17 protein-coding genes are annotated in these 20,019 nt (G+C 49.5%); 13 read left to right on the forward strand and 4 right to left on the reverse strand.

Features of this window, described 5'->3' with window-relative positions:
* Nucleotides 1-154: 154 nt before the first annotated feature.
* Together DWY25_RS11495 and DWY25_RS11500 are read right to left on the reverse strand one after the other, a co-directional pair.
* Nucleotides 155-1,417: a replication-associated recombination protein A gene (locus DWY25_RS11495; RefSeq protein WP_117895359.1), complete on the reverse strand. Its 1,263-nt coding sequence runs from the start codon at nt 1,415-1,417 to the stop codon at nt 155-157.
* Nucleotides 1,418-1,421: 4 nt separating this feature from the next.
* Nucleotides 1,422-2,984 (reverse strand): GntR family transcriptional regulator, encoded by a 1,563-nt coding sequence (locus DWY25_RS11500; RefSeq protein ID WP_117895360.1) that lies wholly within the window; start codon nt 2,982-2,984, stop codon nt 1,422-1,424.
* Between the two features lie 120 nt (nt 2,985-3,104).
* Here DWY25_RS11500 and DWY25_RS11505 point away from each other — a divergent pair, with 120 nt between their 5' ends.
* From DWY25_RS11505 to DWY25_RS11550, 10 genes are all read left to right on the forward strand, one after another.
* Nucleotides 3,105-5,270: a putative bifunctional diguanylate cyclase/phosphodiesterase gene (locus tag DWY25_RS11505; protein WP_117895361.1), complete on the forward strand. Its 2,166-nt coding sequence runs from the start codon at nt 3,105-3,107 to the stop codon at nt 5,268-5,270.
* A gap of 151 nt (nt 5,271-5,421) precedes the next feature.
* Complete coding sequence (gene dtd / locus DWY25_RS11510) at nt 5,422-5,871, forward strand: D-aminoacyl-tRNA deacylase (protein ID WP_117895362.1); 450 nt, start codon at nt 5,422-5,424, stop codon at nt 5,869-5,871.
* Between the two features lie 80 nt (nt 5,872-5,951).
* Nucleotides 5,952-6,806 (forward strand): bifunctional methylenetetrahydrofolate dehydrogenase/methenyltetrahydrofolate cyclohydrolase FolD, encoded by an 855-nt coding sequence (gene folD / locus DWY25_RS11515; RefSeq protein WP_117895363.1) that lies wholly within the window; start codon nt 5,952-5,954, stop codon nt 6,804-6,806.
* Between the two features lie 3 nt (nt 6,807-6,809).
* Nucleotides 6,810-7,016 (forward strand): DUF951 domain-containing protein, encoded by a 207-nt coding sequence (locus tag DWY25_RS11520; RefSeq protein ID WP_117895364.1) that lies wholly within the window; start codon nt 6,810-6,812, stop codon nt 7,014-7,016.
* 268 nt (nt 7,017-7,284) lie between these two features.
* A complete protein-coding gene (locus tag DWY25_RS11525) occupies nt 7,285-8,073 on the forward strand; it encodes a zinc ribbon domain-containing protein (RefSeq protein WP_117895406.1) in 789 nt (262 codons plus the stop codon).
* Nucleotides 8,074-8,140: 67 nt separating this feature from the next.
* Nucleotides 8,141-9,655, forward strand: coding sequence for a hypothetical protein (locus DWY25_RS11530; protein WP_147336688.1), 1,515 nt, complete (start codon nt 8,141-8,143; stop codon nt 9,653-9,655).
* Nucleotides 9,656-9,682: 27 nt separating this feature from the next.
* Nucleotides 9,683-10,975 (forward strand): type IV secretory system conjugative DNA transfer family protein, encoded by a 1,293-nt coding sequence (locus DWY25_RS11535; protein WP_147336689.1) that lies wholly within the window; start codon nt 9,683-9,685, stop codon nt 10,973-10,975.
* 3 nt (nt 10,976-10,978) lie between these two features.
* Nucleotides 10,979-11,671, forward strand: a complete 693-nt coding sequence (locus DWY25_RS11540) for a zinc ribbon domain-containing protein (protein ID WP_117895367.1) — start codon at nt 10,979-10,981, stop codon at nt 11,669-11,671.
* Between the two features lie 466 nt (nt 11,672-12,137).
* A complete protein-coding gene (ychF, locus tag DWY25_RS11545) occupies nt 12,138-13,238 on the forward strand; it encodes a redox-regulated ATPase YchF (RefSeq protein WP_117895368.1) in 1,101 nt (366 codons plus the stop codon).
* 238 nt (nt 13,239-13,476) lie between these two features.
* A complete protein-coding gene (locus DWY25_RS11550) occupies nt 13,477-15,747 on the forward strand; it encodes a bifunctional diguanylate cyclase/phosphodiesterase (protein ID WP_117895369.1) in 2,271 nt (756 codons plus the stop codon).
* Between the two features lie 103 nt (nt 15,748-15,850).
* On the opposite strand, the gene DWY25_RS11555 is transcribed toward DWY25_RS11550, so the two are convergent.
* Together DWY25_RS11555 and DWY25_RS11560 are read right to left on the reverse strand one after the other, a co-directional pair.
* Nucleotides 15,851-16,750 carry a helix-turn-helix transcriptional regulator gene (locus DWY25_RS11555; RefSeq protein WP_117895370.1) on the reverse strand — a complete coding sequence of 300 codons (900 nt, stop codon included), beginning with the start codon at nt 16,748-16,750 and terminating at the stop codon, nt 15,851-15,853.
* Between the two features lie 485 nt (nt 16,751-17,235).
* Entirely contained in the window at nt 17,236-17,418 is a 183-nt protein-coding gene (locus tag DWY25_RS11560; protein ID WP_117895371.1) for a hypothetical protein, read from the reverse strand.
* A 402-nt stretch (nt 17,419-17,820) separates the two neighbouring features.
* Between DWY25_RS11560 and DWY25_RS11570 the strand changes: the two genes are divergently transcribed.
* The 3 genes from DWY25_RS11570 to DWY25_RS11580 all read left to right on the forward strand — a co-directional run bounded on the left by DWY25_RS11570 (nt 17,821) and on the right by DWY25_RS11580 (nt 19,985).
* Entirely contained in the window at nt 17,821-18,144 is a 324-nt protein-coding gene (locus DWY25_RS11570; RefSeq protein WP_006058515.1) for a cyclic-di-AMP receptor, read from the forward strand.
* Between the two features lie 157 nt (nt 18,145-18,301).
* Nucleotides 18,302-18,730 carry a flavodoxin domain-containing protein gene (locus DWY25_RS11575; protein ID WP_006058517.1) on the forward strand — a complete coding sequence of 143 codons (429 nt, stop codon included), beginning with the start codon at nt 18,302-18,304 and terminating at the stop codon, nt 18,728-18,730.
* Nucleotides 18,731-18,803: 73 nt separating this feature from the next.
* Complete coding sequence (locus tag DWY25_RS11580) at nt 18,804-19,985, forward strand: winged helix DNA-binding domain-containing protein (protein WP_117895373.1); 1,182 nt, start codon at nt 18,804-18,806, stop codon at nt 19,983-19,985.
* Nucleotides 19,986-20,019: the final 34 nt, after the last annotated feature.

The following is a 20,019-nucleotide window of genomic DNA, read 5'->3' on the forward strand; positions in this document are numbered from 1 at the left end:
GACTCGAAAATTCAGGGCAATTCTGTCTGTGCCGCAAAAATCAGAAGTGCCGAGATGGAAATTGTTCGCAGGACACATGCTAAAAAACAAGCCTGGATCGTCATCATGACGTCCAGACTTGTAAAGGGGATGGGTAGGTTGGAATGCGCGCGGGTTATTTTCCCCGCTTCAGCTCAGCCAGATTTTTGGAACGGGCATAGCGTTTTAAGGATTCATAGTTGGCGGCCAGCTGTTTTTCATACGCCGAAGTCGCTTGCGGCTGGTAAAACCGTTTAGTCCGGATCGCGTCGGGCAGGTATTGGATTTTGTGCCACAAGTCCGGACGGTCGTACGGATATTTGTCTTCTTCCTTCATCCCGACCGGGGTGAAGCGCAGATAAGCCGGTACCGGCGGATCGCTGGCTTCCGCTTCCGCCATCGCGGCCTGGATCGCCAGTTCGCCGGACTTGGATTTCGGCGACAGCGCCAGATCGATCACCGCGACGCCCAGAGGAATCATGCCTTCCGGGAAGCCTACGCGCTTGGCAGCGTCGATCGCCGAGATGGTGCGTGCTACCGCGGCCGGATTGCCCAGCCCGATATCCTCGTAGGCAATCACCAGAAGCCGCCGTTCGATGGAATCCATGTCGCCGGCCTGAATCAGACGAGCCAGATAATATAAGGAAGCGTCCACATCGCTGCCGCGGATTGCTTTCTGAAACGCGCTGACGGCGTCGTAATGTCCGTCGCCGTCCTTGTCGATTCCCCGTACCGGGCGCTGGACATACTGCTGTACCAGCTCCGTACTGATGACCGGTTCATCGCTGGCGATCGCGCACAGCTCGAGGACGTTCAAGGCATAGCGGATATCTCCGCCGCAGTAGCCGGCGATCAGCTCAGCCGCTTTGGGATCCAGCTGAACCTGGCCGTTTAAGCCTTTTTCACTGGCGGCCGCGCGGTTAAGCGCCGCAATAATATCCGCGGTTTCCAAGGGCTTGATCGCGAACAGATGACACCGGGAACGGATTGCCGGATTGATCGCCATCGTCGGATTGGAGGTTGTCGCACCGATCAGGATGATTCGTCCGTTTTCCACATGCGGCAGAAGCAAATCCTGTTTATCCTTATTTAAACGATGAACTTCGTCGATGATCAGGACGAGTCCATCGTAAAATTTAGCTTCCTCAAAGATGGTGTCGAGTTCCTTTTTATTCCCGGTCACGGCGTTGAACAGGCGATAAGGCAGATGCAGCTCGTTGGCCAGCACCGAGGCCAGCGTCGTTTTGCCCGTCCCCGGCGGCCCGTAAAAGATCATGGAAAACAACCGGCCCTGCTCGATGCAACGCCGGATCACCTGTCCCGGACCGATGAGATGCTGCTGCCCGATCACCTCGTCTAAGGTTTCCGGCCGCATCCGAAAGGCTAATGGTTGTTTCATGCGATCAACTCCTTCGTCTTATTTTACCATCTGGAAAGGAAATAGGAAATGATTCTTCAGCGCTGCGGGAGTGACTTTCGCTTTCCTCCTCCAAGAAGACGCGGGGCAGGACGTCCGGCAGCCGCAGCCGCTTCGCTTCACCAACGCCTTGTTGGATCAGATAGTCCAGCGACGAATCAAGCAGACGTTGGAAGCTGTGATAAACGGCATGCGCAAATTCACTGATTTGTCCCTGTTCCATGGCCGTCAAAACTTGTTCAAGATCCGAATGGTAAGCGGGGGACAGCCCGGCGGCCGGCAGCTTGCGGGCATGATAGAGGTAGGGACCGCCGGCATAGAGAAATTGGAAAATCTGATTCACAATGACGCTCATCGAGGAGGAGGTTTGCGCTGCGGCCAGCCAATCGATCAATTCGCCCAGCGGATTCGGGGATTGCCGGATGCGGGCCGCGGTGATTTTCCGCTGTTGAAAATCCAGTTGTTTTCCAGCGCTCGCCGCCGCTGGAAAACTGATCAGGCAGAGCAGCTGCAGGGCGCACAGATACGTTAAGGAATTCCGCTTGCTGGCGGGACTGGCCAAGGGATTGAAACAGTTAAGATCCGGATCGCAGATCTGCGATCCCTTGCCATTGAGCGTGCGGATGAACTGAAGCTGCCGCAGATAGCGCAGCGCCCGGCGCAGGGTATCCACCGAGACACCATACTGTTCAGCCATCGTTTTTTCCGCGGGCAGAAAGGAATTCGGGGGCAGCTCACCGGAGAGAATCGCCTGAATGAGCGAGCGGGCGATCTGCCGGCTTTTTGAATTCTGATTCAATTCCGGCCCGGTTTGCCATTGAAAAATCCCGGCAGGTTCCATCGGCAGATCAAAATGGCCGGACAATTGCTGCATATAGGCTTCCACATGGCTCTGAGTTCGGTCGATCATACGCCGGATCCGGCTCAGAATCGCCAGCGGAGCCTGACTTTGAAGACCCTGAAGCAAGGTGGAAAAGTCACGGCTCTGCGGATGACGCGCCATGGTTTCATAGGGGTGTTCATATCCGGGGATCACGGGCAGCAGGCATGCCTGTTCCAGGTTTTGATAGAGATCGTCAAACAGAGGATTGCCGGAATAATTCAATAGCCCATGAAACAGCTGAGCTGACAGAATCCAGGAATGATCGCCTTTAAACCGGATCATCTTCTTATTCAGCCGGTAAAACTGATCGAAATCCGCCTCCTTCATCAATCGTCCGCTTTGCCAGAGTAAGATCGGAAGCAAACTTCGGAGGGTCTGATAGGCATCCTGAACGACGCCGCGCTGAATCAACGTAGCGCGGATCAAGGTTTCTTCCGGCTGCGGCGGTCCGGTTAAAATCACAGCCCGGCGGCGTGAGCAACATGCAAGATAGCCATCCTGTTCCAACAAAGCCAGAGCTTCCCGCACTGTGCGCACGCTGACCTTATAAACCTGGCTTAAATCGTTAATCGACATCAGCCGCTGTCCCGGCTGCAGCCGGCCGGTCTGGATCTCCTGACGCAGGGTCTGCGCCAGCTGCCCGGGCTTGGTTGAATTAGAAAACATGGCGATCACCTCTGATAAGAATTATAGCACATTTCAAGAAACCTATAGGCTAATGTGCATAGATTTGATCTTGTTGTAAAATTCGCGGTACTATACAATGAAAAAAGAAAGGGTTGAACCATGAACAAGAAGCGGAATTTGGATCATTATGAGCGCGGCTTCAATGCCGCCGAAAAATGGGAAATCGTCCTTCAGCTTATTATTTTCATCACGGCGTTGTTTGTCGTCATGACGCTCACTCAGCGGCTGCGGCTGGCCATTGACCGCAAAACGCAGAGCTACGTGACCGACGTCGCGCTGCAGAACGCTTACCGGATTGAAGAAAAACTGCAGGTGCTGCAGCAGGATCTGGAACTGGTCAAAGCGCATGTGAATGATGAACTTCCCTCACATCAGCCGATTTTTCTGCAGGAAACCGCTGCATTGTTAGGCTTTGATTCACTGGTCATTCACGCCAACGACAGCGAAACCGGCGTCATTGTCCGGGAAAATCAACAGATCGACGTGACGGTGGCGTTGGATGAACGACGGCAGCTGACGGGATCCATATCGCAGCAGCGCATGCAGCGGATGATTCAGTCCCAAAGCTTCGGCGGCCAGGGTTTATCCTGTATTTCCGACGCCGAAGGCCGGGTGATCATTTCGCCCACGTCGCTGGAGCCGTTTTTGAAGCTCGATGAAATCTTTGTGGAAAAGCGCGACGCGCAGGTGGTTGCCGATATTGAACAGATGCAGGCGCGGATGCGCAGCGGCGAACGCGGCGTACTGCAGTTTGTCGCCCGCGATCAAACGGAGCTGGTGCTCTCGTATATCCCGATTCACAACGGACAATGGGTGCTGCTGACCCTGGTGCCGGCGGCACTGATGTCGCGCGAGGTCGATTTGTATGCTTTCTGGAATTACATCGTACTGGCCCTGTTGTTAATTTTCTGCGGTCTGATTTTGATGCTCAGCCTGTACCGCAACTGGAAACATCGCCGGCGGTTAGGCGAGATCGCATTTATGGATCCTTTGACCCGGGCGCCGAACGATTCCGGATTCTGGCTGTTATGTCGCCGGCAGCTGGATATGCCGGGCTTGAGTCCGTCGTCGATTGTTTTTATCAACCTCAAACATTTTAAATTGATCAACGAAAATTACCGCAGTGAAACCGGCGATATCGTGTTGAAAATTTTTATGGAATGCCTGCGTCAAACCTGTGGTCAAGGTGAACTGGCCGCACGCATTGAGGCTGATCACTTCGCACTGCTGGTTCGTGGTCAGGCGTATGACGGTTTGCTTGCGCGGCTGCAGCGGCTGCAGGGTCAGGTTAAGCAGGCTTTGGCGGCTCAGCAGATTGATTTTACCCTGGCCTTCAACGCCGGTTTCTATGCGATTTATTCAGTGTCGCAAGACGTTCAGGTGATGCTTGGCCGCGCAAAAACGGCTTGTTGGAGTGCTGAAAAGCAGGAGCTTCTGCTTTGCCAGTATGATCAGCGTCTGATCGATACGCTGAATCAGGAACATGCGATGACCGCAGCGCTGCCGGGAGCGCTGCGCGACGGTCAGTTCATGATCGTTCTGCAGCCGAAGGTGGATCCGGCCGGCGGCCGGGTCGCAGGCGCGGAAGCGCTGGTGCGCTGGAAGCATCCGGAAAAAGGGATGATCCCGCCGGGACAGTTTATTCCCATCCTTGAAAACAGCGGTCAGATCGTGCAGCTGGACGAGTTTGTGTTTGAACAAGTCTGCGCACTCTTAAAGCGCTGGCAGGAAGACGGGATCGCACCGCTGCCGATTTCCGTCAATTTGTCCCGGCATCATTTTAAAAACCGGAATTTCCTTGGGCGGCTGCGGTCGATTGCGGAACATTATGGGGTCGATCCCGGTTGGATTGAGCTGGAAATTACGGAATCGATCTTCTTTGACGAGTCCTCTATCGAACGGGTAAAAACGATTGTGCATCAGATTCATCAGAGCGGATTTACGTGTTCGCTGGATGATTTCGGTTCCGGCTATTCTTCGTTGGGCCTGTTGAAAGAGTTTGAGATCGATGCGATTAAGCTTGACCGGATCTTTTTCCCGGCGACGTTGGATCCGCGCAGTCAGGTCGTGATCGAGGGGATCGTCGCACTGGCGAAAAATCTGAAACTGACAATCGTTGCGGAAGGGGTGGAGTCGGGCGAACAAGCTGATTTTCTGCGCCGGATCGGCTGCGATCTGATCCAGGGCTATTACTATTCGCCGCCGTTAACACTCCCGGCGTTTGCCGAGCTGCGCCGCAAGCGGAATCAGAAATTTGAATCTTGATGAAAGTCTTCCCGCCGGCTGGGGAGACCTTTTCTATCTGAACGGAATCCGGAAATTCCCGCTCTTGCGGCCGGTCGGTTTTCCGTTATAATTAAAGAGAAGAAAACAAAAAGAAATCAGGCGATTTCTTGACCAGGGAGGAAGTCAGGCTATGCGAGTAGTTTTACAGCGGGTAACGGAAGCATCCGTCACGATCGACGGACAGCTCTTTAATGAAATTCAACAAGGGTATCTTTTACTGGTGGGGATCGTTGACGGCGACGATCAGGAGATCGTTGGAAAAATGGCCGCGAAAGTCCATGATCTGCGGATTTTCGAGGATGAAAATGGTAAAATGAACTTATCCATCGAACAAATCGGCGGGCAGGTGCTGTCGATTTCCCAGTTTACGCTGTATGCCAATTGTAAAAAAGGGCGGCGTCCGAGCTTCGATCAGGCAGCCCGGCCGGAGATTGCCAGTCCGTTGTACGACGCCTTCAACGACGCGCTGCGTCAGACGGGATTGGTCGTCAAACCGGGAATTTTTGGGGCTGAGATGAAAGTCCGGCTGCTTAACGACGGGCCGGTGACGTTGATTCTGGACAGTAACGAATTATTTTAAGCGAATAGTTTGCCCGGATTTTGGGCTTGATTTAAAAAGACGCAGGAAACAGACGGTCAGTCTGATGAAGGAGGGAAACCATGGCACAGGTGATTTATGGTTCAGAGGTATCAAAGGACATTCGCAGCGAACTGAGCGAACAGATCGCGGCGCTGCGCGCGTCCGGCCGGCGGATGCCGAAGCTGGCGGTGATCCTGGTTGGAGAGAATCCGGCTTCGCTTTCGTATGTCACAGGGAAGGAAAAAGCCTGCACGCAGGTCGGTATGGAATCGGAGCTGATCAAGCTGCCGGCCTCGACTTCGCAGGAAGAACTGATGGCAGTCGTCCGGCGGCTGAACGCGGATCCGAACGTCGACGGGATTTTGTGCCAGCTGCCGCTGCCGGACGGGCTGGACAGCGCGCAGGTGATCCGCGAAATCCGGCCGGATAAGGACGTCGACGGCTTCCATCCGATCAACGTCGGCAAGCTGCACTTAAAAGAAGACGGCTTTGTGCCGTGTACGCCGCTGGGATGTATGGAGCTGCTTCACCGGATGGGAATCAATCCGGCAGGCAAACGCGCAGTTGTCCTGGGCCGGAGCAATCTGGTCGGCGCACCGGTCGCAAGGTTGTTGTTAAACGAGAACGCGACTGTTACGATCTGCCATTCCAAGACGGAAAATCTGCCGCAGGTGTGCGCGGAAGCGGATATCCTGATCGCCGCGGTCGGCCGGGCTAAAATGGTCACGGCGGATTACGTGAAGGAAGGTGCGGCGGTGATCGACGTGGGCATCAACCGCAGCGCGGAAGGCAAGCTGGTCGGCGATGTGGACTTCGCGTCGGTCGAGCCGAAGGCTGGTTTCATCACACCGGTTCCGAAAGGCGTCGGACCGATGACGATCACGATGCTGCTGAAAAACACGCTGAAGGCTTATCGCCAACATGAAGGGGAATAACCAATGATTACCGATTATGATTTAAACGACATTGTGGAAATGAAAAAAGAACATCCCTGCCACAAGTCAAAATACTGGAAAATTATCCGCATGGGCGCCGACATCAAGATTAAATGTCTGGGCTGCGGCGCGGCGATCATGTTTCCCCGCTCGGAATTTGAGCGGAAATGCAAAAAACTGATTGAGAAAGCGGATAAGTCCGAGAAATAAAACATAGGAAAGGGTCAGCTGAAGAAAAAATCTCCGCTGACTCTTTTTTAGGCAGAGCAGAGGAAAAACGCCATCCGTTAAAAACGAAATTTTCGAGAAGTCCGGTCCTTTTGACACAAGAAATATAAGGAAAAGATAAATAAACTTTGATTAAAGAACAGAACTGCTGTTCGTTACATAAAACGTGCATATCATTACATAAGGATAAAAAAAGCAGCCGCATTATAATATAATTTTATAAATGAATTCATCATAGGAGGGGAATACGATGAGCGATTTAAAATGTGAGAACTGCGGTTTTGCGATCGATGAGGAAACGGTTTTCTGTCCTAATTGCGGGGCTAAGATTGATAAACAGAAATCGACGAAATCAACGGTAAATATCAATAATAAGGAATTGAACGACAGTATCAGACTGTTAAAAGGGGCAGTGACAGAAGCCGTGAACAATGTCAATGAATCAGCGCAGAAAAAAATAATCCAAATTACTACCGGTAGTTATGCGAAAAGTCCTGAACTTGTGCTAAGTGAAGATGAAGTCGTGATTAAAACTTATCACTGTGCGGCGATTAAATGGCAGTTCTGCAATGGTTATTTAACGGTAACGAATAAACGTGTAATCTTTAACGGTGTCAGCAGCAAAAGCCGAATTGAAAAAGAAGTAACCTTGGAATCCATTTCTGGTATTGATACGTATTATGGCATGAACGTCAGCATTACAAAACTGATATTCGGAATTATTTTATCTTTCTTTGGTTTATCCACAATGGATGATAATGGTGCCAAGCTGATTGGACTGATCTTTTTGATGCTCGGAATTTTATTGATTTATCTGGCGATAAAAAGAACCTATATTTTAGCTTTGTATTCTTCTAAAGCAAGTTTGTCGCCAATCAACATCGGCGCAGGACCGGCAAGTACATTAGGAAATGGTGCAATAATGTCCTTGCAGGCAAATCCGACATCGGAAACCGATGCGATGATGAAAGAGGTCGGAGCCTTGATTCTCGACGTTCAAACATTGGGAGATTATGCAATCGAAAAATGGAAGAAATAAAGTGGTGAAATGAAAGTCGTCGAAAATCTTAGATCGATGAATCTAGGGGTAAGAAGGTGGGACAGAATTGAGGCAAGTTAATGCTTATTTAGCATTGAATTATGAAGTCGGTGATTATAAATATCTGTTTGCATCGGTAAGACAGGAAAACGAAAAATATGGGACTCGAGCGATCTACAATAAGAAATACTTAGATCCGGCTACTATGCTTTATACTCAGTCATTAAAGCATGATAATCGGCTGGTTGTCGATATGCCGCTTGCAATGGCCGGACAGAGTAGTTCGTCATTAGGCTGGAAGCGTGACAGCGTTTACTATAAAAATGAACTTCTTCAGCAATGTCCCGAAGCATTTTCAGAAATAAATAAAACTCAGCCGGGCATGGTTGCCGATGAACAATTCGTTCAGGTTTTTCCACAGTATAAAGATTTTTTAGGGCAAAAATTAGTTCATCACCACATTGGAGAAGGACGGCAGGCTGTTTATATCCCTGAATCACTCCACGTCGGCCCCGTTGGAATTCATAACGCGGAAAAAGAAGCGGGTATCTTTGAAGCGGCCAAGCTGGAAAGTGATTTTTGTAAAGGGCTTTATAAAAGCGATCCTGACATTACCAACGAACAGCTTGATAAACGATTTTCAGACTATGTAAAGGAAAATCAGATTAAAGTTGGTATGCAGGAAAATCACTCGAACTTAATGTCAAATGAGATATGGGAGAAAGGACAAAGATTAAAAGAAACCTGGAATAAAATGGATAGAAATGATGATATTAAAAAATTACAGGAATTAAAAGTGCAGCTATCGAACAATCCAATCCTGGGAGAAACTGATAATGTTGAGCAAATCTTAGCTCGTGGATTGGGAAAAAGCACCTATACAAAGCCGGTGGAAGATCAATCCAACAATGAAGATGCGGAGTATCTGGACTCTCTCATGCATTCGATTGAAAACTATCCGAAAGATAAACAGCAGGAATTTTTGAATAACTACTGGGGAAACTATGATTCTGACCTGTCAGCCAGAGAGAATTTTCAGCGGATGTTTCAGAGACAGACACAGGGTGTTCAAAATTCTGAACCGGATTTAGAGAATCCGTCTGAAATGCAGAACTTATCCGGCCCTGAAGAATTAGAGAATACGGATGAAACGATGGATTCCCTGGCAGAGGATACAGGTGAAGAAGAAGCATCTTCAGAATCTAAAGAATTGGATAACGACGAGGATGAAACAATGGATTCTCTGGCAGAGGATACAGGTGAAGAAGAAGCATCCTCAGAATCTGAAGAATTGGATAACGACGAGGATGAAACGATGGATTCCCTGGCAGAGGATACAGGTGAAGAAGAAGCATCCTCAGAATCTGAAGAATTGGATAACGACGAGGATGAAACGATGGATTCTCTGGCAGAGGATACAGGTGAAGAAGAAGCATCTTCAGAATCTGAAGAATTGGATAACGACGAGGATGAAACGATGGATTCCTTGATTGAGGATGAAAGTCTGGGATCATCTATGGATGAAGTTGGTGAAAGTGAAGATCTTTCTGAAGGCTTTGATGAAGGAATGAGCATGGATTAAAAAAGTTTTGAACGAGGAGGGAATAACTTGAAGAAGTCAGTGTGTTTTGAGGGGATGCAACTGCAGGATCAAGTAACGATCACAAGTCCTAATCCGCAGTTCGTATTGAATGGCCTGCAGAATAATCAAAAAACTATGATTCCGATAGATGAGAACCTGCTGAGCAAGCATATGCTTTTGCTTGGAGGAATCGGAACGGGCAAAAGTAATTTGTTCTACCATTTAATCCGCGGACTTCGCTATTCAATGAAAGAAAACGATATCATGATCATTTTTGACGCCAAAGGTGATTATTTCGAAAAGTTCTATAAAGAAGGCGATATTGTTATCAGCAATGACGCTCATTCCAATGTCGCTTGGAACATCTTTGAAGAAGTAATGGTAGATGAACGCTGGGAAGAAAACATTATGGAAATAACGCGGTTTCTCTTTGCAGAAAAAAGTCAGAAAACAAATCAGATTTTCTTTCCCAACGCAGCCCGCGATTTGTTGACGGCGCTAATGCTACACTTGACCCGAAGTGAGAAATATAAAGGTCACAGAAATAACCGATCATTAAGAAATTATATAAATTCTTTTTCGATAAAAGGAATGAAGGCTGTGCTGAAGCAGCACAAAGACTTGACGGGGATGACAAGCTATATAGAGAATCCGGATTCCGGTCAGGCCATGGGTGTCGTTTCAGAACTCCAGCAGACAATCCGTGAAATTTTAATCGGAAATTTTAAGGAAAAAGGTGATTTTTCCATTCGCAAACAATTAAGAAAAGGCGAAAAAAAAGTAATTTTTATTGAATTTGATCTAGGCATTGGAAAAACCTTATCCCCGATCTATTCTCTGCTTATTGATTTAGCGATTAAGGAAGCCTTGTGCCGGAAAGAAAAAACCGGCAGTATATATTTTGTTCTGGATGAGTTCAGACTGTTGGCGCCGTTAATGCACATGGATAACGGGGTTAACTTTGGAAGAAGCCTGGGAGCGAAGTTTCTGATCGGAGCACAAAACATCGAGCAGGTTTTTGATGTTTATGGAGAAAAAGCGGCGTTAAGTATTTTATCCGGCTTTTCGACAACGATCGCTTTCCGTTTAAACGATTTTGAATCAAGAAATTATATCAAAAACCGAATTGGTCAAAACACGAAAATGATTACATATATGTCAAAAGTTCAAACGAAGGGCATCGTTGAAAATGTCAAAGAAGGGAATGTCGTCGAGGATTGGAATTTGCTCAGATTAAATATCGGCGAGGCTGTTGTTCAATCGCTATCGTCCGATCCGTTTATTTTCTATTTTAATGAATTCGTTATGAAGGGGGCTTAAACTATGATTTGTCCACATTGCGGCAAGGAAAATGGAAATAATAATTATTGCAAATACTGTGGTCACGCGATGACCGTTGCAGCTAATCTTGAACCAGAAGAAAATACAAAAAGTTCTACAAAAAAAGCAGCCGTTATGGCTGTTGGCTTGTTTGTGGTGGTGTTGGGGCTGATGTTGGCGATGAATCTGAACAGCTCTTTAAATAAGAGTAGTTCATATTCTGGCAATCAATCCTGGAAAAATGAAGTGAAAGATCCGGTTGTGAATACGCCGGTTAAGAGTGATGAAGAAATTTTTGCGGATGTCGCATCGACCTTCCGATATTATTATCAGAGTTATATTAATGCGTCCAATGAAAAAAACAGCGACTGGATCGATCACTGTACAGAAGCGCTGAGGCAAAAACAAGCTGAGCGAATCTATAACAACAACGCTGACTATATTTTTGAAAATACGGCTATCTGGTTGGATATGGATAGTTATTCCGTATATTTTTCAGGAAAGTATGGCTATGCGGACTTCTATGTTTCCGTGGAAAACGACGCCTGGAATCGGTATACCAACGAATATGTTTTTAATAATCCGGCGCTGTCTGTAGAGGCTGAATATGACGGCTATTCCTGGGTCATTACCAATGTGGATTCTATTGACAGAAGCTGGCTGGGGAGCGACTATCGGAATATCACGAACTATTAACAAAATCAGTTTGAAGTATGCGAGGAAAAACAAGAATGGATGAGAAAGACTGAGGACTTGGAGAAATTGACCTTCCGCCTTCAGTCTTTCTTGTTTTATGCGGCAGGCTGGTAAGCTGTTGTTGCTTTTCATCGAAAAAGCAAAAATAATGATAATTCGATTTGGAAAACTCACTATGAAATTGGATTCTAAGCTATATCTCGATCTTTTTTTGAGTTTATTTCGTTATGTTAAGTCGTGTATAAGATTTGTATGATTGCGCTGCCATTTGTTCTATTCTTGGTATTTCAAGCAGGGAAACCATAATGTTGACAAAGTTGAGACAGATTTTCGGCGAATAGTTACAAGATATTTACTTGTATCTTGTGTTGCATCTTGAGAAACGAACTGAAAAAAGGTAAACTAATAAAGGATTTCCGCGGCCAGCTTTGCTTTAGAAGCCGCGTGAGTGAAAGGATGAAAAATTATGTCATTAACCGCAGGTATCGTCGGACTGCCGAACGTCGGCAAGTCGACCCTGTTTAACGCCATCACCCAGAGTCAGGTCGAGGCGGCGAACTATCCGTTCGCAACAATTCAGCCGAATGTCGGCGTCGTTGAGGTGCCGGATGAGCGCATCGACAACATTGCGGCTTTGTTCAACCCGAAGAAAATTATCCGCACCACATTTGAATTTACAGACATCGCCGGGCTGGTCAAGGGCGCGTCCAAGGGCGAGGGGCTGGGCAACCAGTTCTTAAGCCACATCCGTCAGGTCGACGCGGTGTGCCATGTCGTGCGCTGCTTTGACAACCCGGATATCACCCATGTCGAAGGCTCGGTCGATCCGATCCGCGACATCGAGATCATCAATCTGGAGCTGGCCCTGGCCGACTTGCAGACGGTGGAAAACCGGCTTACCAAGGTTGAACGCAAAGCGCAGGCTAAAGATAAAGAAGCCGCCGCGGAGTATGCAGTGTTAAGCAAGCTGGTTGAAGCGCTGCGCGAAGGCAAAGCTGCCCGCAGTGTTGAATTGACCAAGGAAGAAGCGTTAACGGCGAAAAGCTATCAGCTGTTGACGGCCAAGCCGATGATCTACGTTGCCAACATGTCCGAAGACGAGATTGCCGATCCGGAAAATAACGCTTATTACAAACTGGTTAAAGCCTATGCCGAAGCGGAAAACAACGATGTCATCGCGATCTGCGTGCAGATTGAGGAAGAACTGTCGTCGTTGGAGAAAGAGGAAAAACTGGCGTTCTTAGAAGAACTGGGGATTCCGGAATCCGGTCTGGACCGGGTGATTAAGTCTGCTTATCATTTATTAGGCCTGAAGACATACTTCACCGCCGGCGAACCGGAAGTCCGCGCCTGGACCTTCCGCGAGGGCATGACTGCGCCGGAATGCGCCGGAATTATTCATACCGATTTCCAGCGCGGTTTTATCCGTGCGGAAACATACAGCTACGAAGATCTGATGACGTATAAGAGCGAAACTGCTTTAAAAGAAGCCGGCAAGCTGCGGCTGGAAGGCAAGGAATACATCGTGCAGGACGGCGACGTCATGCATTTCCGTTTCAACATCTGATCGGACTGCGAAAGTTTGGCCGCTGAAGCTAACGAACATCCTGGTTGATTCCAGGATTTTTTTATGGGTGTTGATCTGCGGTCATGAGCTGTTCTGTTAGGAAAATTATGGAAAGCATCGCAACGATATGCCGAGATTGTTCAATCCCGGCGGTTTTTGCCCGGCACACAACGGGTTATTCCTTGTCATGCGGCAAGGGTCTATGGTAAAATTAACTTGACAGGTTGGTACATAAAAAATGAATCCACAAACAGCGCAGAAAAAAACCAAAATTGCGATCATAGGAATTTGCCTGTGCTTTTTATTGGGCAGTCTGGGCTATGTTCATTATATGCGCACCCGGAGCGAGCAGGACAGTGTTCAATATCTGAACAACGCCGCGACGCAGCTGCAGAACACGCTGATCAAGCAGATCGACGGTGATTTTCAAACCCTGGAAGCGCTGGCGATCGTGATCGGCGAAACGGGGATTGACGACGCCGACAGGATGATCGACATTCTGGAAACCATTAATAATCAGAATCAGTTCGTTCGGATGGGGTATGCCGATCTGAGCGGCAACGCGGATCTGGTCGATATCCGCAGCAACCACCATTTGAAAAAACAGGTAAGTCAGGATCCTTTTTTTCAGCAGACGCTGGCGGAAGGCCGCAGTCTGTCGGATCCGCAGCTGGATGAGGAAGAAGAATGGGTCGGCAGTTACGGCATGTTGATCAAAAACAATGCCGGCGAGCCGATCGGGGTTTTGATTGCGGAGAATCTGATCGACGTATATCGTGCCATTCTTGACGCTCCGCTGCTCAACGGCGAGGGATACAGTCTGCTTGTGGATGAAACCGGCGCCGTCCTGATGCGTCCGCATCGTGAGCTGCCGGCGGAGAAGCAGACGCTGACGGAGCTGGGGCAATTTACGGAAAAAACGCTGGATACGCTGCAGAACTGGCTGGCTAACGGGCATTCCGGAAGTTTGCGTTATCGCTCTTTGGCCGGGGAACAAGCCATCGCGCAGCTAATCCCGCTGGGGATGAACCGCTGGTATCTGTTCAGCGCGGTGCCGACGGCGGCGCTGCATAAAAATTATGCGCAAACGTCGCTGGGCATGACGATCATCATCACCCTGGCTGCGTTGATCTTTTTAATGTTGATGAACTGGCAGAGCCGCAGCATGCAGGCGAACCAGCGCGCGCTGGAAACGTTGGCGTATCAGGATCCGCTGACGGGAGACCGCAATTTTGCTTCGTTCCAGAAAGAGGTGCCGGCACTGATCAAAAGCGGCTGCACGGTCTGGTACTGCGATATCAAAAAATTTAAATATTTCAACGATTTGTTCGGCTATGAACAGGGCGACGCCCTGCTGCGCGATTTCTCCACTGTCGTGAAAGCGTCGCTGAAGGATGACGAGCTGTTCTGCCGGGTGTCCGGCGATAATTTTGCCGGTTTGCGTCAAACCGCGGACCCTCAGCGACTGGCGGGCTGGTTCAATCAGCTGCTGGCACAGCTTGATCAACAGATGAACGAGCACTCGGCGCTTGTCCATCTGGAGCTGTGCATGGGCTTTTTCCCGGTCAGGGAAGAAGAATTGAACCTGTCGGTCAACGAAATGGTCAACCGCGCCAACATTGCCCATCGTTCCGTCAAAGACCAGCCAGGCGATCAGTTCGCGTTCTTTACGCCGCAGCTCAGGGCGCAGACGCTGCGGGAATCCGAGCTGGAAGCCCAGGCGAAAAAAGCACTGGCGCGCGGAGAATTTGAAGTGTACGTGCAGGGCAAGGTCAATATTCAGCAGAACTGCCGGATTGTCGGCGGCGAATGTCTGGCCCGCTGGATTCATCCGGAAAAAGGCTTGATTCCGCCCGATCAGTTCATTCCGCTGTTTGAGCATAACGGCATGATCACCCAGCTTGACCGGCTGATGTTTGAAAAGGCCTGCGCGTGGCTGCACGATTATCTGGAAGCAGGACGCCCGCCGATCAACCTGGCGGTCAACGTATCGCGGCTGGATTTGTTCCAGGACGATTTCCTCGACTGGTATACGGCAGTGAAGCGGCGTTATGCGATTCCTGACGGTCTGCTGGAACTGGAATTCACCGAAAGCGTCATGTTGAAAGATGACCAGATCTTTCTGCAGATCGTGGAAGAACTGCGGAAGCGGGGATTTATTTGTTCGCTCGATGATTTCGGCAGCGGTTATTCCTCACTGAACATCTTGAAAAATCTGCCGATTCAGGTGCTGAAGCTCGACATTCTGTTTTTCCGCAAATCCGTGGATATCGCCCGCGAACGCATTATTATCCGCAATATTCTGACAATGGCGCACGAGCTGCAGATGAAAACGATAGCGGAAGGCGTGGAAACGGCGGAGCAGGTGGAATTTCTGAAGGCTGCCGGCTGCGATATCGTGCAGGGCTACGTCTATTTCAAACCCATGCCGCTGGCGGATTTCGATCAGGTGCTGCAGGCGGAACTCGATCAGCCGCAGGGCTGCCGGGAACGGGCCGCGGCAGTCTGACACCGACGATGAATAACGTAAAAACCCACTCTTAAGGTGGGTTTCATTTTGTCTTCGCCGGGAAATACTCCAGGTATCGCGGGTCGCTTGTTGATGTCAGCGTTTATTCCGGATTCAATCGCATGCCGTTGGAGCTTAACAGCCTTTGCCGGTAGACGGAAGGGGAACATCCGGCATATTTATGGAAGCAGGCTGAAAAGTAATCAGCGTTCGCAAAGCCCAGCTGCTGAGCGATCACCTTGATCGGGAAATCTGGATTGCTTAAGTATTCCTGCGCTAAATGCAGGCGGTATTCCAAAATGAAGTTTTGCGGCGATTGCGAGGTGTGTTCTTTGAACAGCTTATACAGATAGATTTCACTGATGTTCAAACTGTCCGCCACTTCTTTGACGGTCAAATGATCGCCGATGTGCTGATAGACATAGCTGACGGCCCGGCTGATCAGATAGCGGGTCGAGGAAAGGGTGACCGGCTGCAAATCTCGCACGGCTTCCCCTTGCTGAGCCATCCGCACCATTTTGATCAGCAGCGAACAAAACAGATTTTGAACGATCAGACTGGAACCCAGCTGCGGCTGCGAGGCTTCGTCGAAGATTCGCTCAAATAAATAGCGGAGGATCTGCCGATCGTTATCGCGCACCTGATAGAAGGGAAACCACTCCAGTAACCGCATCATAAATTCATCCCGCATTGTCAGATTGCTGACATCAAAGTTGATAAAATAGGTTTCCACTTCTTCTTCCGGATTGGCTTGCGTCAGAATTCCCCGCGGGGGAATCATCACAGCATGGCCGGCATGGACGGGAAACGCCTGATCGTCGATCAGGAACAAGGCTTCGCCGCGCACGACGTAATTAATGCGGAATAAATGAACATAAGACTGCGGATTTTCCTCTGCCTTGGCTAGAATGCGGCCGACACGGAAGGCTTTCAGCCGGTAATGATATAATCGCTGCCCCAAGGAATCAGGTTGAATTGAATATTGAAAAAGCTCGTTCTGCATACCGTTCACTTCCTTGAATTCAGTATAACAGAATTCAAGGAAAAGCGTGTGACGATCACTTCGGACAAAAAGAATTATGATCTTTTACACCCTGAAAATAGTAAGGAACGCAAAGGATGCAGGAAACTCATAAGGAGAAGGAATTTGCGTCATTTCCGCTTAACGATATTTCCTTTGTCAAGAAGAACTATGATCCAGAGGATTAACCAGGAAATCCAAGCGGATGATGTTCAACGAGCCGCAAACAACTGCGATCCAACAGAATACCTTACCTAGGAAGACTTTGAGAATACCTGATTTTAGACGGATTTCAGAGGCCGCCGGCAGTTTTTATCGGAGCTGTTTTTCTCTTCTCTCCTTCCTCCCCGACGGGTAAAATTACGAACCCTGAGCGCGATAAAATTTATAAAAAACGCTTGAAATAACTCAAGAATGGAATATACTATGGGTGTAGGGACGCTTGAGAAAGCGATACCCGTCAGACACTATCTCTTATTTGAGAAGTGGTGGACAGATAAGCGCTGGGCTTCTGGGTGAGATGACGCAGCGCTTTTTCTTCTGAGTTCTATAATTTTTAAGATGCAGTCCAGGCTGGTTGTCAAGAGCTGGGCAACCGCCAGAATGTCCCTTATCGTTAAAGAAGACAAAAGTTCCATGAAAAATTTCATAGAAAGCCCCTCCTTTCCAGAGCTGAGAAAACAAGCTCGAAAAACAAATGAATCAAAAGGTGATCCATCCAGGACGGGCAACCGCCTTATCAAAGACCCTACATCTTTAATATTGCGCAAAATTCAAAAAAGCCCCTGTGAAAATTAAAAAAGTTAACATTACTTTTATGTTTTAGTAAAACTTCGCAAAGGCAATTCTTCCCGGCTGCGGACAACATAAACTTTGATTCTTGATGCTGGGCCGGGATCCCAATATTCTTGATGATTGTAATTCTTAACTCGAAAAGGGATGGGCGGCGGACAATGAAAGAAGAAATGAAGATTCTATGAAAATCTTTGAAAAGGGATTTCAAGGCGGGCAAAATATGGTAAAATAGAGATACATAAAAGGAGGCCTTGATTATGAAACTGATCTTAGCCATTGTATCGAATGATGATAGTTCCAGTGTTTCTTCTGCTTTAACCAAAGCCAATTTCCAGGTGACCCGGCTGGCGACGACCGGCGGATTCCTGCGGGCAGGCAATACAACGATGATCGTCGGTACAGATGATGACAAGGTGGATCAGGCGATCGAAATTATCGGCAATGAAAGCAAGCGCAGAACGGAAATCGTACCGTCCACCGCTTCTTACGATATTGGGCGTTACGCCTCATTCCCGGTTGAAGTTCAGGTCGGAGGGGCAACAATCTTCGTGCTGGACGTCGAAAAATTCCTGAAACTGTAATCCAAGGTCAAAAACGGGAGCGCTGAACTTCCGTTTTTTTGTTGACTTCCGCATGAAGAGATCGCCGACAGAAGTCCGGAATTCTATCGGGGTTTTTGAAATCAAGGTTTAAAAATAAAGAAAGTGATCCATCCTGAAATCAGGAGGACAGATCAGAATGAAAAAATGTATGGTGATGTACGTTTCATCAACCGGAAATACGGAACAGATGGCCGCGGCAATTGCGGAACAAGCGCGAAAAGAAGGTGCGGAAGTGGTGCTGTGTCCGGCATCCGCGCTGCCGAAGGCGGAGCTGCCGACGATCACGCACTGGGCGCTGGGCTGCTCGGCGCATGGCGTTGAGGAACTGGACGGCGGCGAGTTTTTACCGGCCTTGGAACAGATTGAACCGTATTTACGGGGAAAACCGGTCTTGTTGTTCGGCTCATACGGCTGGGGTGCAGGAGCGTACATGAAGCCGTGGGAAGAACGGACACGTTTGACGGGCGGCCTGCTGTGCGGCGAAGGCTTTGTATTTGAGGGCGCCCCGGCGGAAGCGGCAATTGAAGAAGGAAAGCAACGGGCGAAGATCCTGCTGGCGCAGTAAATCTTCGCTTTTCTTATGGTGTCGGCCTGCGTTATTTTGTGATACACTGAAAGCATGGACGGAGGGGAAAGCCATGCGCACGTTGACGAAGGAACAAGTGCTGCGCTGTCAGCGCCACGCTCATCATTTAGATAAGAAACTGCCGCGAAAACAAAGACTGGAAGCCGTTTCCGCCTGTGGGCTTGTCAACAGTCCGCCCGGCAGCTGGGAGCTGGCGATGGCGGTCCGGGTTGCGGCCCTGACCCGGGATGATCTGCGGAGTGATTTGATCGAAACGAAAAGCCTGATGCAGACATGGAGTCTGCGCGGTGCGCCGACGATCTTTCCCACCGCGGAAGCCGGTACGTTTTTAAACGCGCTGGCGGCTCAGCCGGACGAAGTGCCGATTTATGCTCAGCCGTTGTCCTATACCGCTCAGGCGTTAGCGGCTCATCGCCATGAACTGCTGGAAGCGCTGCGTCAGGCCTGCGCCGTGCTGGAGCACAAGACCATTGTCGGGAAAGCTCAGCTTGACCATGATTTAGCGGAAGCGATGAAGCCGTTTTTACCCAAGACGGTCCGCGACCATGCCGACGAACCGTCGCTGGTGGCGGAAAATCAAACGCTGCTGGAAGCGGCCGTATCCTATTTACTTCGTCAGTGCGCGCTGGAAGGCCGCGTGATGATGGGGGAACGGCAGGGAAATCAGCCTGCGTTTACCAGCCCTGCGGTCTGGTTTGATCACCCGCTGGATAGGTCAGCGCCGCCGCGGCAAATTGTGGAGAAATTTCTGCATTGTTACGGGCCGGCGACGGTTCAGGATTTTGCCCGTTGGAGCGGATGCGGTCTGCCTCAGGCTAAACGGCTATGGGCTTTGACCGAAGCGGATCGGGTGGAAATCGAAGTGGAAGGAAAGCGCGGATGGATGCTGGAAGCCGATCTGCCCTTGCTGGAAAGTCTGCCGCCGGAAAGTCCGTCAATTCAGCTGCTCGGCCCACACGATCCATTCCTCGATCTGCCTCAGCGCGGCTGGATTCTGCCGGATAAATCAGCGCAGAAGAAGGTCTGGCGAACGGTCGGCAGTCCCGGCGTAGTGATCCGGGACACACAGATTATTGGCTTCTGGAATGCCCGTGTTCAGCGGGAGAAGACGGCGGTCCAGTTCACGCTGTTTGAAACTCTGGACGAGGAAAAACGGTTCCAGGTTCAAACGGAAATGGCCCAGCTTCAGACCTTCCTCGGCCGGTCTCTGGGAACCTGCCGGTTCGTGGAGTAAGGCGAACGAACAGAGATTCAGCGCCGTTGGATTT

Origin of the sequence: Holdemania filiformis (assembly GCF_003459085.1) — a bacterium.
Taxonomy (GTDB): Bacteria; Bacillota_I; Bacilli_A; order Erysipelotrichales; family Erysipelotrichaceae; genus Holdemania; species Holdemania filiformis.

What these genes read in the sequence shown, in the direction of transcription:
- DWY25_RS11575 (WP_006058517.1), top strand. Translation starts at nt 18,302, where the DNA reads ATGAAAAAATGTATGGTGATGTACGTTTCATCAACCGGAAATACGGAA.
- DWY25_RS11520 (WP_117895364.1), top strand. Translation starts at nt 6,810, where the DNA reads ATGATTACCGATTATGATTTAAACGACATTGTGGAAATGAAAAAAGAA.
- folD (WP_117895363.1), top strand. Translation starts at nt 5,952, where the DNA reads ATGGCACAGGTGATTTATGGTTCAGAGGTATCAAAGGACATTCGCAGC.
- DWY25_RS11505 (WP_117895361.1), top strand. Translation starts at nt 3,105, where the DNA reads ATGAACAAGAAGCGGAATTTGGATCATTATGAGCGCGGCTTCAATGCC.
- DWY25_RS11570 (WP_006058515.1), top strand. Translation starts at nt 17,821, where the DNA reads ATGAAACTGATCTTAGCCATTGTATCGAATGATGATAGTTCCAGTGTT.
- DWY25_RS11560 (WP_117895371.1), bottom strand. Translation starts at nt 17,418, where the DNA reads ATGAAATTTTTCATGGAACTTTTGTCTTCTTTAACGATAAGGGACATT.
- dtd (WP_117895362.1), top strand. Translation starts at nt 5,422, where the DNA reads ATGCGAGTAGTTTTACAGCGGGTAACGGAAGCATCCGTCACGATCGAC.
- DWY25_RS11555 (WP_117895370.1), bottom strand. Translation starts at nt 16,750, where the DNA reads ATGCAGAACGAGCTTTTTCAATATTCAATTCAACCTGATTCCTTGGGG.
- DWY25_RS11500 (WP_117895360.1), bottom strand. Translation starts at nt 2,984, where the DNA reads ATGTTTTCTAATTCAACCAAGCCCGGGCAGCTGGCGCAGACCCTGCGT.
- DWY25_RS11495 (WP_117895359.1), bottom strand. Translation starts at nt 1,417, where the DNA reads ATGAAACAACCATTAGCCTTTCGGATGCGGCCGGAAACCTTAGACGAG.
- DWY25_RS11580 (WP_117895373.1), top strand. Translation starts at nt 18,804, where the DNA reads ATGCGCACGTTGACGAAGGAACAAGTGCTGCGCTGTCAGCGCCACGCT.
- DWY25_RS11525 (WP_117895406.1), top strand. Translation starts at nt 7,285, where the DNA reads ATGAGCGATTTAAAATGTGAGAACTGCGGTTTTGCGATCGATGAGGAA.
- DWY25_RS11540 (WP_117895367.1), top strand. Translation starts at nt 10,979, where the DNA reads ATGATTTGTCCACATTGCGGCAAGGAAAATGGAAATAATAATTATTGC.
- DWY25_RS11550 (WP_117895369.1), top strand. Translation starts at nt 13,477, where the DNA reads ATGAATCCACAAACAGCGCAGAAAAAAACCAAAATTGCGATCATAGGA.
- ychF (WP_117895368.1), top strand. Translation starts at nt 12,138, where the DNA reads ATGTCATTAACCGCAGGTATCGTCGGACTGCCGAACGTCGGCAAGTCG.